The following is a 14,837-nucleotide window of genomic DNA, read 5'->3' on the forward strand; positions in this document are numbered from 1 at the left end:
TTTATTAGTCACGATAGTATATAAATCTCCATTAGAAAATGCTGTTTCATCTATGGAAAGATAGCTTCCAGTATTTTTAGGAAAAAGCAACCATTGTTCAGCATGTGGTTTTTGGTTCCATTGCTTAAAATCACTTAATTAATCTTTGTATTGTCTTACTCCGTAAAAGGTTGCTACAACAGATGTACTTGTAGCATTATTACAGACTGATTTGTTTTAAAAAAGCAGCAAATTCACGAGTAATTCTAGTGCCTTTTGCTACTAATTGCCAATCTCTTATCACTAATTTTTTAGAATTATCATCAATCCAACGCCATCTAATAACATGTAGAAAAACGTTTTTACCTCGAATAGAAAAATCTTGAATAGTGGCTTCTGGAAAAAAGCCTTTAGAACTTAATTTAAGTGTTTTAATTTCTTCTGGAATTGTGTTTAACTCAGTGAAATAGAAATGGAGTTCTTCATTTTTAACTTCGTGTTTGGTAAGTTTAAAATAGTTAACAAGTATTTCTGGTAGTAATAATTTAATAAGCTCAATTGAAGTATCCAAAATAGAAGTAATTTAAAAGTCAAAGTTCTTCCTTTTTATTTTACTCCACAACTTTTTGTGTTGATGCTATTTTGTCTATCTAAATTTATTTAATATTCAGATAATTATTTTGAATTGTTTTTTTTGTTATAAATTGAAATCATGGTAATTTTTTTGTAATCTATGTATTAGATAAAACCAACTAATTGGTTATTTATACTGAAGTAGAAATCTCATATGCTTGATTACACAATATTTTACATTATTATGTGATTTCTCCGTAAAATGTAGAAATTATAAAGTGGTGTATAATGTGCTAATTTCGATTGACTTTTTAGAAATGATGACTAACCTTACTTAATCATTGTTATCTTTAGTAATCTGGTTTTATTTAAATTTTTTAAAGGATTGTATTTAATTATGTTGTGATGTTGAAATAAGTTTAGTCTGATAAAATTTTCTCTTTTATGGGCTTAAGTTGATTTATTCAATAAATTTATGAAATACAAGTAAAAACAAGAGCTATAATGATATTCTAACAGGTGTAAAGGATTCTCCTACTTTGTGTTAATTTTTTAGTTGTATTTTTTTGCGTGAAGGATATTAGTGAAAAGCCCACAGTGAGGTACGAACGAGGACTTGTAATGGATAGCCTGACCATGCTTTTTTTGCATGGGCACGCCATAATTATTTTTGTATTAATGTTTTATTATGTTTTGTTAAATAGTACCCGTTATTAAGATGCTTTATATTTAATATAAAAACGTATATTTGGTTTACCAAATTGGTAAACCAATTAATCTGCACTTATTTTTTATTTATGAAGAAAATAGCCTCAATATTTTTTACTGTTTTAATTTTTATTTGTTTTAAAAGTAATGCGCAAGATATTTTAGTATCAAACATTACGGAGTATAATAATGCTATTAAGACGGTTAAACCTGGTACTGCTATTATTCTTAAAAATGGTATTTGGACTGATGTTGAACTGAATGCTTATGGAAAAGGAACCGCTAATAATGTTATAAATATTAAAGCCGAAACTGCGGGTAAAGTTATAATTAACGGTAATTCTACATTAAATATTTATGGTGAGTATATAATTGTAAGTGGTCTATGGTTTAAAGATGGTCATTCTTCTTTTAAATCGGTTGTGCAGTTTAAAAAAGATTCAAATACATTTGCTAATCATTGTCGTTTTACAAATTCTACAATTTCATATTTTAGGGTAGATACTGGTATAAAAGATCATTGGGTAGATCTTTGGGGTAAAAATAACAGAGTAGATCACAATAATTTTACTGGTAAAACGAGCCCTGGAACTACGTTGGTAGTTTGGTTAAAAGGAGAAGAACACATAGAAAATAATCATAGAATTGATCATAATTTATTTGGTTCTAGAGAGGAATTAGGTACAAATGGTGGTGAAACAATTAGAATTGGTACGAGTACCAATTCTAAAAAATCTTCTAAAACATTAGTAGAAAAAAATGTTTTTGAAAGTTGTAATGGAGAAATAGAAATTATTTCAAACAAATCTGGTGATAACATTTATAGAGACAATTTATTTATTGGTAGCAAGGGAGCTTTAACTTTAAGACATGGTGATAATGCTTTGGTAGAGAGAAATGTTTTTTTAGGAAATGGTGTTTCTAAAACAGGAGGTATTAGAGTTATAAATTCTAATCATATTATTAGAAATAACCTATTTGTAGGTCTAGAAGGTGATGGTTATAGAGGCCCTATTGTTGTTATGAATGGTGTACCAGATTCTCCTTTAAATAGATATGAACAAGTTAAAAATGTAGATATTCAGAATAATACCATTATTAATTCTGGTCCAATTTCTTTTGGTGCAGGAATGGATGCTGAAAGAACATTAGCTCCCATTAATACTAATTTTTCTAATAATTTAATATACAGTACTAAGTTGGGGCGTAATATTTTGTTTGTTGATAGTGTAAAGGGAATTACTTTTAATAATAACTATATAGATGCTTCTACAGCTCAAGTTTTACAAGGTTTTAATACAACAAAAATAGATTGGAATAAAATAGGTTCCCTTTCAATTCCCTCTGTAAATAATAGTGATTTGTTACAGGTTACTAAAAACGATAAAAGTTATGATAAAGACATTACTAATGCTATAAGAGAACTATTTAATGCCGGTGCTTTTAATTTAGATTCTAAAAAATTACCTAAAGCTTTAAAGTTAAGGGCAGGTACTGGGTGGACACCAAAAATAGTTTTACCAATTGTTAAAGCTATAGAAATTAGTGTGGAACCAGGTATAGAAACTTTAAGAAAAGTAATCGAAAAGGCATCAACTGGTTCTATCTTATATTTAAAAGACGGAACATATTTCTTAGAAAAGAAAATTAAAGTATCTAAAAATATTACCATTATCGGGACAAAAAAAGGGACGACTATTATTAAAGCAAAAAACGATTTAGAAAAGCCAATAGATTACCTCTTCAGAATAAATGAAGGTGTTACTTTAAATATAAGTCATATTACTTTAGACGGAGAAAATAGCAATTTAAAGTATGCTATTGTTTCTCCGGATAAACAAGAAAAAGGACTTTATAATTTATTTGCAGACCATATTGTTTTTCAGAATTTTACAAATACCAATGGAGGTAGTGTTTTTAAAGCCTATAATGGTACTAAAGCAGATACTTTGAGTTTTATAAACTCAAGATTCGAAAATAATTATAGGGGTTTAAATCTTTCTTATGATAAAGATTTAATGGGCATATATAATGCTAATACTATTATTTTAGATAATTCTGTTTTTTTAAATATAGAAGAAGCTGCAGTAAATTATATTAGAAAAACACCTAGTTCAGAGATTCCTGGAGGAAATTTATTGATTAAAAATTGCATTTTTAATAAAGTATATAATCAAGAAAAAGGAAAAATTATAAAAGCAGATGGAATTTATAAAGTTGAAATTTTAAACTCTGTTTTTGAAAACAATTATAAAGTAAAAACACCTGTAAGCTTAGTTGGGTCCCATAATTTTATATCTAACTGTTTAATACATAACAGTGGTTTTGTTGAAGTAAATAAAAGAGCTACAAAGAGTAATATTATTTACAAAAATCCTAAATGGAAAGATAATGTTCTTTTTATTCCGAGTGATAAGTCTGAATTATTAAAGAAAAATAATACGATTGATACCATAGGTTTAAAATTATAATTTAGGATTTTATCAACATGAATAAATATTTTTATCTTAAATTAATATTTCTATTAGTTGCATAACTTTCTTTTAGTCAAACGGTTTTAAATGCTGATGGATCTGGTAATGCGTAGGAGTTTATAAATGCCATTTTTGCACTACCAAATAGAAATATTATTGAAACTCCAGGTTGTAATCATACTGCTTTTGGTAATCATATTGATGAAATTTTTGACATAGAATTAAGTCAGTTTGTATTTTGGACACTTCTATCGCTATGATTTCTTTAACTTTAATAAAATTTAGTTTAGATAAACTAGAATTGAGATACACTGTAACAAAAAAAGAAAAAATGTTAAAAACTGTAAATCTACGGTTGTTTAGAGGCAAGTGGATAGCTGTATCAGAAACAATTTATTTTGATAATCTTGGAAGTTATTCAATAGAAATAAAAAATATAGCTACTGATAAAGTCATTTTATTTATCAAAATATACAAACTCCATATTTATTAAAAAGACACTTATAATTAGGTGTCAACAGGTTAAAAAGCAAAAATAAACCATTTATTAATTTACTGCTGGTTTAAGTTTATCAATCTAAATTTTTTAAAATCAAATTAAGTACATATATTTGGTAAACCAATTTGGTTTACCAGTTTATTTTAATGTATATGATTTTAAAAAATATAGTTTTATATTTAATGGTATTATGCTTCTTTTCTTTTATTTCTTGTAATACTAAAGAAAGCACACTATTAGAGCCAGAGGTTATAATTGATAAAGATGAAACAAATTCTATAACTTATGCAGATATAGATTTTACAAACTGGAAAGTAACCTTGCCTGTAGATGCGGATGGTAACGGAAGTCCGGATGAATATAAACCCAACGTTTTAATAAACGGAGGCTACAGAAATATAGATGCAGTAAAACCATATATGTATGATGATACTTCGCATGCGTCAATTGTGTTTTACACATTTCCAAAAACATCTACAGCAAATAGTTCATATTCTAGAACAGAATTAAGAGAATTAATTAAGCCAACAGACTCTAAAGTAAATTGGACTTTAGATACCGGTGGGACTTTAAAAGGTAAACTTAAAATATTAGAAATCTCTAAAGACAATTCTTCTTCTAGAGAATATCACAGAGTAATTGTTATGCAAATTCATGGAATTATTTCTATTGATGACATGAAAAAGCATGGTTTTTCGTCAAACAATGGGCCACCATTAATTAAAATGACTTGGATAGATGGCGACTTGTGGGTATATAAGAAGTCTTTAAAAAATGAAAGTACTTCTGGCGATGATTTGTTAGATGTTTCTAGCGATACTTGGACAGATGAAAAATACAATATGGGAACTGTTGGGTTTAATGAGTTTGAGTTTAGAATTACAGCTACAAAAGGAAAAATAGAATTACAATTAAACAATGAAACGCCTTATATTTATGAAGATCTAAGTTTAGATAAATGGCCTTTCGAAAATTATTACAAAGCAGGCAATTACTTAACAACAACAAATGCGGGTGCATTTTCTAAATTAAAATATTACTCTTTATCAGTATCACATTAAATTCAAAATTATTATGAATAAATTATTTTTAACTATCAGTTTATTTTTAACACTAATTTCTTGTAATGAAAAAGTTACAAACAGTATTTTAGTAAGTAACAATATAGAACTTAAAGAGGCTATCGAAAATGCAAAAGCAGGAGATGATATTGTATTAAAAGAAGGAATTTATAAAGACATAGAAATTAAATTTTATGGTGAAGGAACCAAAGAAAGTCCAATAAGTTTAAGGGCAGAAACAGTAGGTAAAGTTTTTATTGAAGGAGTATCTAACTTAAGAATTGGTGGAAACTATTTAGAAGTAAGTGGTTTGTTTTTTAGAAACGGATATACACCAACTAAAGATGCAATAGCATTTAAAATTAATAATGATACAGTAGCAAATTACAGTAGCGTAACTAATTGTGTAATTCTAGATTACAACCAGTTACAAAGAGATAAAGACGATCTTTGGGTTCAGTTTTATGGTACACACAATAAATTAGCAAACTGTTATATTGCAGGAAAAACAAATGGTGGGCCAACGGTTAGAGTAGATTTAAAAGGAAACCAAAGTATTAGAAATTATCATCAAATTGTAAATAATCATTTTGGACCAAGACCTAGAAAAGGTGGTGCAAGAGGAGAAACTATTCAATTAGGTAGTAGTTTTACTTCTATGTCGCCAAGTAATACAAACATTGCAAACAACTTATTTGAAGAATGTAACGGTGAAGTTGAAATTATTTCTAGTAAAACAAATTTCAATTTAATTAAAAATAATGTCTTTTATAAAAGTGAAGGATCTGTTGTTACACGTCATGGAAATTATGCCACAATTGATGGGAATTATTTTATTGGTGATGGAGAAAATAAACAATTTGGGGGCATTAGAATTGTAAATACAGGGCATACTATTATCAATAATTACTTCTACAATATTATTGGCGAAAACTTTAGAAGTCCGTTAGCAGTTATGAATGGTATACCTAAATCACCATTAAATAGATATAACCAAGTTACAGATGTTGTAGTTGCATACAACACATATATAAACTGTAAATCTCCTTGGCAATTTGGTGTAGGTACAAATATTGCACAAGCTGCTGTGTTACCAAAATCGGAAATACGTTCTGCAAGAGCGCTAAGAACAGTAGTTGCAAATAATGTAATTTATAATAAAGAAGGAGATAAAAATCCTATTATAGAACATGATAAAGCAGACGGTGTAAAATTTAAAGATAATATTATTAACAACCAAGGAGTGGATTATGCAGACTCTAAAAGAATAAAAGCTACAAGTTTCGAATTAACCAAAGTAGCAGAGCAGGTTTACTTACCTAAATTAAAAAGCGATTTAGATATTTATACTGGTTTTGGTTTTAATACCATAACAGAAGATCTTTTTGGTAATTCTAGAAAAAAAGCAAATTCTATTGGAGCAACAGTTCAAGGCGAATTTAAAGATCCATCAATTTTAGATAAAACTAAATATGGTGCAGATTGGTATTCTAATGTTGTAGAAGCTAAAGAAGCAAAAGTTTATGCGGTAAATAATTCTAGCGAATTAATAGCAAAACTTAAAGAAGCAGAAAATGGTGCAGTTTTAGAATTGAAAGAAGGAACTTATGCTATTTCAAAATCTTTAATAATTAATAAAACAATTACAATTCAATCTAAAGAAAGTGAAAAAGCTAAAATTACTTATAGTGGTTTATATGATTCACCATTGTTTGAACTGAATCCTTATGGCCTTTTAAATATTAAAAATATAACGCTTTCTGGAAACGGCAAAAACCACGCTTTTGCAAACCTAAACAAAAACATGTCTAATCATTTTGGGTTAACTGTTTCAGGTTCTCATATTAGTAATTTTAATTATGTATTAAAAGCTTACAAACAAACATTTGCAGAAGAGGTAACTTTTAAAAATTCTACAATTTCTAATTGTGAAAACGGAATAGAACTTTCTGAAGAAATAAACGATAGAGGAGATTATAATACAGAATATTTAACGGTAGATAACTGTACTTTTAATAATGTAAAACAAAACGTTATAGACTATTATAGAGGTGGTTATGATGAATCTACAATTGGTGGAAACCTTTTAGTTTCGAATAGCACATTTACAAACTCTGGCTCTAAAGAGAAAAATAAAATGTTATTAAATCATAGAGGAATTGTAAATGTAAATATTACAAACAATACTTTTAAAAATAACAAAGTTCAGTTTGTATCTATTTTATGGGGAGCAAAAAATAATACAGCGTCCAAAAATACTTTGGTTAATTCCGGGAAAATAAAAACTGAAGAGAATTTAGTAATGAAGCTAATGTATTAATTCTCAAAAATAAAATTCAAAAAATGAAAAAATCGATCCTTATAATAGTTGCACTTTTTACTTTATTCTCTTGTAAAGATGCATCTAAAGAAAATACAAATTCAGGCACTAAAAAGGTAATAGAAACAAAATTTCCAAGTGCTATTATTCCGTTTATGGACAAATGGAAAATTCTTTTAGGAGATGGAACTTATGTAGATAGTTTAACTAACTACCAAAAAGATAATTTCTTTTATGTAGCAACTGAAGAAGAAACAAATTGGGTAGTTTATAAAACTCCTAATTCGGGTATTACTTCTAGAACATCTAGTAATACAAGAACAGAATTGGGGGAAAAAGCACATTGGATTCCAGAAACAGGAGGTAAATTAACAGGAACATTAAAAGTACAACATGTTTCTACTACAGGAAATGCAAATGTTGCGTCTTCTTATGCAGTTGTTGTTGGGCAAATTCATAGTGATGAAGGTCATGAGAATGAGCCTTTAAAAATCTTCTATAAAAAATTTCCTGGGCATACAAAAGGCTCGATTTTTTGGAATTATGAAATTAATACAGAAGGAGATAATTCTGGTAGATGGGATTTTTCTAGAGCAGTTTGGGGTTACGATTTTTCGGTTGTTGGTAAAGACGCAACTACTAATCCTGCAGAACCAAAAGACGGAATTGAGTTAGGAGAAACATTTAGTTATGAAGTAAACGTACACAAAGGTATTATGTATTTAACTTTTAAAAGCGACGGACATGACACTAAAACATTTACAAAAAGTTTGTTGAAATCAGATTTTGCAACAAAATCTAAAATTCCACAACAAGTTATAGATATGTATGCATCTAAAAGAGCTGTAAGTGTAGAAAGAGAAATTGCGTATGCTGGTGAGGTAAATTATTTTAAACAAGGTGCGTACAATCAAGCAAACGGAAAATCTACAAAATCTGAAATTTATGGTGGAGATATAACAAAACAATATGCAAACGGAAGTTATGCAGAGGTTTGGTTTAAAGAAGCAACTGTTGGTAAAAGTACAGCACCAGAAAAAGAACTTTAATATTTCTATTTCAACATCTTATAATAAAATTAAAATTATTCTTTTATGAAAATCATAAATAAATTATCTCTCTTATTACTAGTTTTAACATTCTCTTGTAAAGGGGATATTCAACAAAAAATAGCCAATTCTACTAGTGATTCCAATCAACATCCAAAATTAATTTTAACTAAAAATGGAGTAGAAAAAATTAGAGCTTCTTTGGGTTCTGTTCCAATTTTTGATAAAACTTTAGCTAAAGTTAAAGAAGAAATAGATGCAGAAATTGCCTTAGGAATCGATACGCCAATTCCAAAAGATTATTCTGGTGGTTATACACATGTACGTCATAAACGTAATATGGTTGTTTTACAAAAGGCAGGAGTTTTATATCAGATTTTAGATGATGAAAAATACGCGAAATATGTAAAAGACATGTTAATGCAATATGAGGCAATGTATAAAACATTACCCATTCACCCTAAAACTAGATCATACGCAAGAGGTAAGTTGTTTTGGCAATGTTTAAACGATTCTAATTGGTTGGTTTATGTAAGTCAAGCGTATGATTGTATTTATAATTATTTATCTGAAGAAGAACGTAATAAGTTAGAAACTAATTTATTTAAACCATTTGCAGATTATATTTCTATTGGTAATCCGCAGTTTTACCAAAGAGTTCATAACCACAGTACGTGGGGAAATGCAGCTGTTGGTATGATTGGTTTGGTTATGGATGATCAAGAATTAATAGACAGAGCTTTATACGGAATTAAAGATTTAAAATTAAATTCTGAAGAAAAAGATGACGATGGAGGCTTTTTAAATAAAGATGGTAAAGCTGGATTTTTAGCCAATATAGAAGAACCTTTTTCGCCAGATGGTTATTATAATGAAGGGCCATATTATCAACGTTATGCAATGTATCCTTTTTTAATTTTTGCTGAAGGATTACATAATGTAAAACCAGCATTAAAAATATTTGAATACAAAGAAGGTGTTTTGCTAAAATCTATTAATGCATTATTGAATTTATCTGATGCAAATGGAGATTTCTTCCCTTTAAACGATGGACAAAAAGGTATGTCTTATTATACAAGTGCATTGGTAACAGCAGTAGATATTTCGTATCATTTTGGTGATAAAAACCCTGGTTTATTAAGTATTGCTAAAGACCAAGACCGTGTTTTATTAGATGATTCTGGTTTAGCAGTAGCGCTTGGTATAAAGGAAGGTAAAGCTAAGCCATTCGAAAAAAAATCTATTAATTTATCTGATGGACCAGATGGTACACAAGGTGGTGTTGGTATTTTAAGAAATGAAGATATAGAGCTTGTTTTTAAATATGCAGCACAAGGTTCTAGTCATGGTCATTATGATAAGTTGTCATATTCATTATATGAAAAAGGAGAAGAAGTAATTCAAGATTATGGTTTAGCTCGTTTTGTAAATATCGAACAAAAAGGTGGTGGAAATTATTTGAAGGAAAACAAAACTTGGGCAAAACAAACAATTGCTCATAATACTGTTACCCAAAATGAAACCTCTCATTTTAATGCGAAGTATGAAATAGGAAGTCAGCATCATTCTGTTTTAAATTATTTTTCTTCAGAAAGTAAAAACATTAAAGTTGTAAGTGCAAAAGAAACGAACGCGTATCCTGGAACAACGATGTTACGTACTATGGCAATTATTAAAGACGAAAATTTTGAAAAACCTTATGTTTTAGATATTATGAAAATAGTTTCTAATAAAGCGAATCAGTACGATTTTCCGTATTATTTCTTAGGGCAAGTATTAAATACAAGTTTTGAGTATAAAATACCAACAACCTTAAAACCTTTAGGTTCTAAAAACGGATATCAACATTTATATCTAGAAGGTACAGCAAAAGTTTTAGAAGAGAATAGTAAATTATCTTGGTTAAATAAAGGTAAATTCTATACGTTAACATCTGTTACTAATAAAGCAGATGAATTACTTTTTACAAGAATTGGTGCTAATGACCCAGAATTTAATTTAAGAAGAGAAGCAGCGTTAATGGTTAGGAGAAAAAACACCAAAAACACAATTTTTGTTTCTAGTATAGAAACACATGGTAGTTATAGTCCTGTTTCAGAGTCTGCCACAAATTCAAAAAGTAATATAAAAGAATTAAAAGTAGTTTTAGATACTGATGCTTATACTGCGGTTTCAGTACGTAATTTAAAAGGTGTTACTAAGTTGTTTATAACAGCAAATACAAATGCTTCTAAAGAAACAAAACATAAAATAAAAATTAACAATAAGAATTATGAGTGGTCTGGTTCTTATTATTTCAAATAAACTAATCATAAAATAAAATGGAAAAAATGAATAGATTCAGTGAAAAATATGTCATTGCAAAAGAATTAAAATGGGAAGAACTTGGTGGAGGAGTATCAAGAAAGTTTTTAGGTTACGATAATCAAATAATGATGGTGAGCGTAAAATTTGAGAAAGGGGCATTAGGTGCACCACATCAACATTTTCATACACAAGCTACATATTGTGTGTCTGGTAAATTTGAATTTGAAATAAATGGAGAAAAGCAAATTGTAGAAGCAGGAGATGGAGTATACATTGAACCTAATTTACTACATAGTGCAATTTGTTTAGAAGAAGGGCAGTTAATTGATACATTTAGCCCAGTAAGAGAAGATTTTTTAAGTGGAGGAGAAGTGTCTTACTTTGGAGATAAGTAGTAAAAAGCAAGTCATTAAGAGAGGTTGAAAAGTTTTTTTTATCTGATAAATAAAGTCTTGTTTACATTTTTACGTAAGCTTTACATGGAATAGTATGTTTAAAAGTTGCGCCTTTAGCATTGTAATAGAGTGTTTTATGAAATAATTACCAAACTATTTTTTTTATTCAAAAAAAAACATATCTTTGGTAAACCAATTTGGTAAACCAGTTTGGTTTTACAAAATGAAACTATTTGTTTTAGGGATTCTGTAGAGCAATTAACCTTTAAGTTTTAAGTATAGCAGTATTTAGCCTTAAAGAAGTTCTATTAGATATCTCTAAAATTAAATATTTCAGTTAACAGATTAATTCAAAACAATTCAAAACAATTAACTATGAACTTAAAAATTAAGTTAGTATTTATTGCAATGCTTCTTTTAAGTGTAACCAATTATGCGCAAGAAAGTGTTACAGTAAAAGGAAATGTTACCTCCAAGACAGATGGTGAACCTATTTTAGGTGCCAACATTATTATTGTTGGGACAGCAACAGGAACAAGTACCGATTTTGATGGTAATTACCAAGTAAAAGTAAAACCTGGTCAAGTATTAGAATTTTCTTACTTAGGGTTTACATCAAAAAAAATTACTTTCACAAATCAAAAAGTAATCAATGCTTCATTAACAGAAGACGCTAGTGTGTTAGACGAAATTGTAGTTGTTGGTTATGGTACGCAAAGAAAAAGTCACTTAACAGGAGCTATTTCTAAAGTTAAAAATGAAAAATTAGATCAAATTGCAGTAGCAAGAGTAGATGATGCTTTGGTTGGGCAAGTTTCTGGTGTTAATATTCAGGCAACAGAAGGAGAGGCTGGTTCTGCACCAACAATTAGAATTAGAGGAACAGGTTCTATTACAGGTAACTCTGGTCCATTAGTAGTTGTAGATGGTATTGTGGTAGATTCTGATTTTTTAGGATCTATGGATATGAATGATGTTGAGTCTTTTGAAGTGTTAAAAGATGCAGCATCTGGAGCAATTTACGGTTCTAGAGGTGGTAATGGTGTAATTATGATTACGACTAAAAGTGGTAAATCTGGAAAAACAAAATACTCTTATGGTACTTTTACAGGGTATAAGACTGCTAGAAAAAGTAGTGCTTACAATGGTACTGTTGCTCAAAGTGCATTAGATGAATTAAATTATACTTATGGTTTAACAGATAAAACAAAGTATAAACAATTATTAGGAGACCAAACAGATTGGCAAGATGTTATATTTGATGGAGGTGCAATTACAAATCATGCATTTAGTGTACGTGGTGGTAATGAAAAACTAAAGTTTAGTGCAGCGATTAATTATTTACATGATGAAGGAGTTCTTTTAACTGATGACTATAAAAAATATAGTTTTAATGGTAAATTAGAATATAAGGTAAATAAGAAATTATCTATTGGAGCACGTTTTAATCCTTCTTTTAATGAAAGAAGAAGGTTTGATGGTTCTACACACGATATTTTAAGACAACCCTCTTGGTTACCTGTTTACTTAACAGCAGACAATATTAAGTTTGTAAATAGATTTAGAGATAGCGGAAAATATAAAGATGCTAAAATTGGAGATTATGCGCAACAACGTATGTTTGATGATTATGATTTAGATGCAGGAACACCAAGTACAGGTAGTGGTACAGATATTAGTAATACATCTAATACAAACCCAGCCGCTAAAATATTAGAAAGAGATAGAAGAGATTTTAAATTAAAGCTTTTTGGAAGTTTATATGCTAACTATAAAATTAATGAAGATTTAAGTTTAAGAACGTCAGTTTCTGGAGATTATTCAAGAACAAGAACATCTAGATATCAAGGAGTATTATCTAGTAGAAATGGTGCAAGTGCATCTAGGTTAGATAGTACAATGCAAAAATCATATCATATTGTTGTAGATAATATTTTATCATACAGTAAAGATTTGGGAAACCATACAATTGGTGCCGTTCTAGGTGTTACTGCAGAGCAAACTAAATTAGAGTTCGAAAGTGTACAAGGGTCTATTTTTGCAGATGATTCTAAACAATACATTAATGCTGCAGAGAGTATTACAGATAGAAATCAATATGATTATGAAAACACATTGTTATCATTCTTTACAAGAGTAAATTATGCTTATGATGATAAATATTTAGCTTCTGCAAGTTATAGAAGAGATGGTAGTTCTGTTTTTGGACCTAACAATAAATATGGAAACTTTGTAGCTTTATCTGGTGGTTGGAATATTCATAAAGAAGATTTCTTAAAAAACAGTAAAGTTGTAAATAGATTAAAATTAAGAATGAGTTATGGTGTTACAGGTAATAATGATTTTAGAACAGGAAATCGTGTTGTAGATAACTATCCTTATTTAGCTATTTTAGATAATACTACAACGGGTGTTTCTGGCGGAAACTCTGCTTTAGTTGTAAACCCACTTAATATTGCAAACCCAGATTTAAAATGGGAAAGACAAGTAGAAATTAACCCAGGTTTAGAGTTTGGTTTGTTTAACAATATTGTTTCTGGTTCTGTAGATTATTACTCTAGAACATCAGATCAATTATTATTGTACAACCCAATATCTTCTACAACAGGTTTTACAAATGCCTTAGTAAATTTAGGTGAGGTAGAAAACAGTGGTATAGAAATAGAACTTAGAACAAGAAATATAACAAAAGAAAACTTTAAGTGGTCTACTACTTTTATTGGATCTAAAAATAAAAATAATCTAAATAATTTTGCAGATTCTAATGGGCAAATTCAGAATATTGACTCTAAAAGAGCTTCTGAGTGGATTAATTTAGAAGGAAACCCAATATCATCTTTCTATGGATGGGTTGTAGAAAGAGACATTCCAAGAGAATTTCTTAGTAACCCTTTTCATCCAATTAATGCAGAATCGCAAGATGTGTATGTAAAAGATTTAAACGGTGATGGTTTAATTGATGATGATGATAAAACAATATTAGGAAATCCGTATCCAGATTTTGTTTGGAGTTTAACAAATGAATTTAAAATTGGTGCTGTAGATTTAAGTTTTATGTTTCAAGCAAGTCATGGAGCAGAAATTAGAAACATGGGAGATCAATATATTTTTAATCACTTTAACAGTGGTCAAGATTTTATTTCTAGTACTCCGAATCAAGAGTTTATCAAAGAAAAAATATTTACAAGTGATATTATTCAAGATGCATCTTACTTAGCATTAAGAAATGTAAATGTTGGTTATACGTTTAATAACCAAGTTTTAGAGAAACTTAAAATGTCTAAATTAAGAGTTTACCTTTCTGGTCAAAACTTAATGTATTTAACAGCTAGTGATTATACAGGTTTTAATCCAGAATCGGTAGACAATACTTCTGCTACTACTTATGGGTATCAAAGAGCAGGTTCTCCAGTATACAGTACAGTAACTTTAGGATTAAATTTAGAATTTTAAGAAAAATGAATTTAAAAAT

The 14,837-nt window shown here is 28.9% G+C and carries 8 protein-coding genes; 7 read left to right on the top strand and 1 reads right to left on the bottom strand.

The genetic code is table 11. The annotated features are described in order from the left end of the window. Positions 1-199: 199 nt before the first annotated feature. Positions 200-550 (bottom strand): transposase, encoded by a 351-nt coding sequence (locus tag GQS58_RS13740; RefSeq protein ID WP_166386876.1) that lies wholly within the window; start codon positions 548-550, stop codon positions 200-202. Positions 551-1,349: 799 nt separating this feature from the next. Between GQS58_RS13740 and GQS58_RS13745 the strand changes: the two genes are divergently transcribed. The 7 genes from GQS58_RS13745 (at position 1,350) to GQS58_RS13775 (ending at position 14,818) form a co-directional block, all read left to right on the top strand. Further along, a complete protein-coding gene (locus tag GQS58_RS13745; protein WP_166386878.1) occupies positions 1,350-3,731 on the top strand; it encodes a polysaccharide lyase 6 family protein in 2,382 nt (793 codons plus the stop codon). A 654-nt stretch (positions 3,732-4,385) separates the two neighbouring features. Further along, entirely contained in the window at positions 4,386-5,294 is a 909-nt protein-coding gene (locus GQS58_RS13750) for a polysaccharide lyase family 7 protein (protein ID WP_240914626.1), read from the top strand. Positions 5,295-5,307: 13 nt separating this feature from the next. Continuing rightward, positions 5,308-7,614, top strand: a complete 2,307-nt coding sequence (locus GQS58_RS13755; protein WP_166386882.1) for a chondroitinase-B domain-containing protein — start codon at positions 5,308-5,310, stop codon at positions 7,612-7,614. Between the two features lie 23 nt (positions 7,615-7,637). Further along, positions 7,638-8,663 carry a polysaccharide lyase family 7 protein gene (locus GQS58_RS13760; RefSeq protein WP_166386884.1) on the top strand — a complete coding sequence of 342 codons (1,026 nt, stop codon included), beginning with the start codon at positions 7,638-7,640 and terminating at the stop codon, positions 8,661-8,663. A gap of 45 nt (positions 8,664-8,708) precedes the next feature. Continuing rightward, complete coding sequence (locus GQS58_RS13765; protein ID WP_166386886.1) at positions 8,709-10,967, top strand: alginate lyase family protein; 2,259 nt, start codon at positions 8,709-8,711, stop codon at positions 10,965-10,967. Between the two features lie 26 nt (positions 10,968-10,993). Beyond that, on the top strand, positions 10,994-11,365 hold the full coding sequence (locus GQS58_RS13770) for a cupin domain-containing protein (RefSeq protein ID WP_166386888.1): 372 nt from the start codon (positions 10,994-10,996) through the stop codon (positions 11,363-11,365). Positions 11,366-11,740: 375 nt separating this feature from the next. After that, the gene (locus tag GQS58_RS13775) at positions 11,741-14,818 is read left to right on the top strand and encodes a SusC/RagA family TonB-linked outer membrane protein (RefSeq protein WP_166386890.1); all 3,078 of its coding nucleotides are present in this window, start codon (positions 11,741-11,743) and stop codon (positions 14,816-14,818) included. The last annotated feature ends 19 nt before the right edge of the window (positions 14,819-14,837 follow it).

The organism is Polaribacter sp. 11A2H, from assembly GCF_011379025.1.
GTDB lineage: Bacteria > Bacteroidota > Bacteroidia > Flavobacteriales > Flavobacteriaceae > Polaribacter.

Bases quoted from the DNA above. Each gene is read 5' to 3' on its own strand.
- GQS58_RS13760 (WP_166386884.1), top strand. From the start codon at position 7,638: ATGAAAAAATCGATCCTTATAATAGTTGCACTTTTTACTTTATTCTCT.
- GQS58_RS13775 (WP_166386890.1), top strand. From the start codon at position 11,741: ATGAACTTAAAAATTAAGTTAGTATTTATTGCAATGCTTCTTTTAAGT.
- GQS58_RS13745 (WP_166386878.1), top strand. From the start codon at position 1,350: ATGAAGAAAATAGCCTCAATATTTTTTACTGTTTTAATTTTTATTTGT.
- GQS58_RS13765 (WP_166386886.1), top strand. From the start codon at position 8,709: ATGAAAATCATAAATAAATTATCTCTCTTATTACTAGTTTTAACATTC.
- GQS58_RS13755 (WP_166386882.1), top strand. From the start codon at position 5,308: ATGAATAAATTATTTTTAACTATCAGTTTATTTTTAACACTAATTTCT.
- GQS58_RS13770 (WP_166386888.1), top strand. From the start codon at position 10,994: ATGAATAGATTCAGTGAAAAATATGTCATTGCAAAAGAATTAAAATGG.
- GQS58_RS13750 (WP_240914626.1), top strand. From the start codon at position 4,386: ATGATTTTAAAAAATATAGTTTTATATTTAATGGTATTATGCTTCTTT.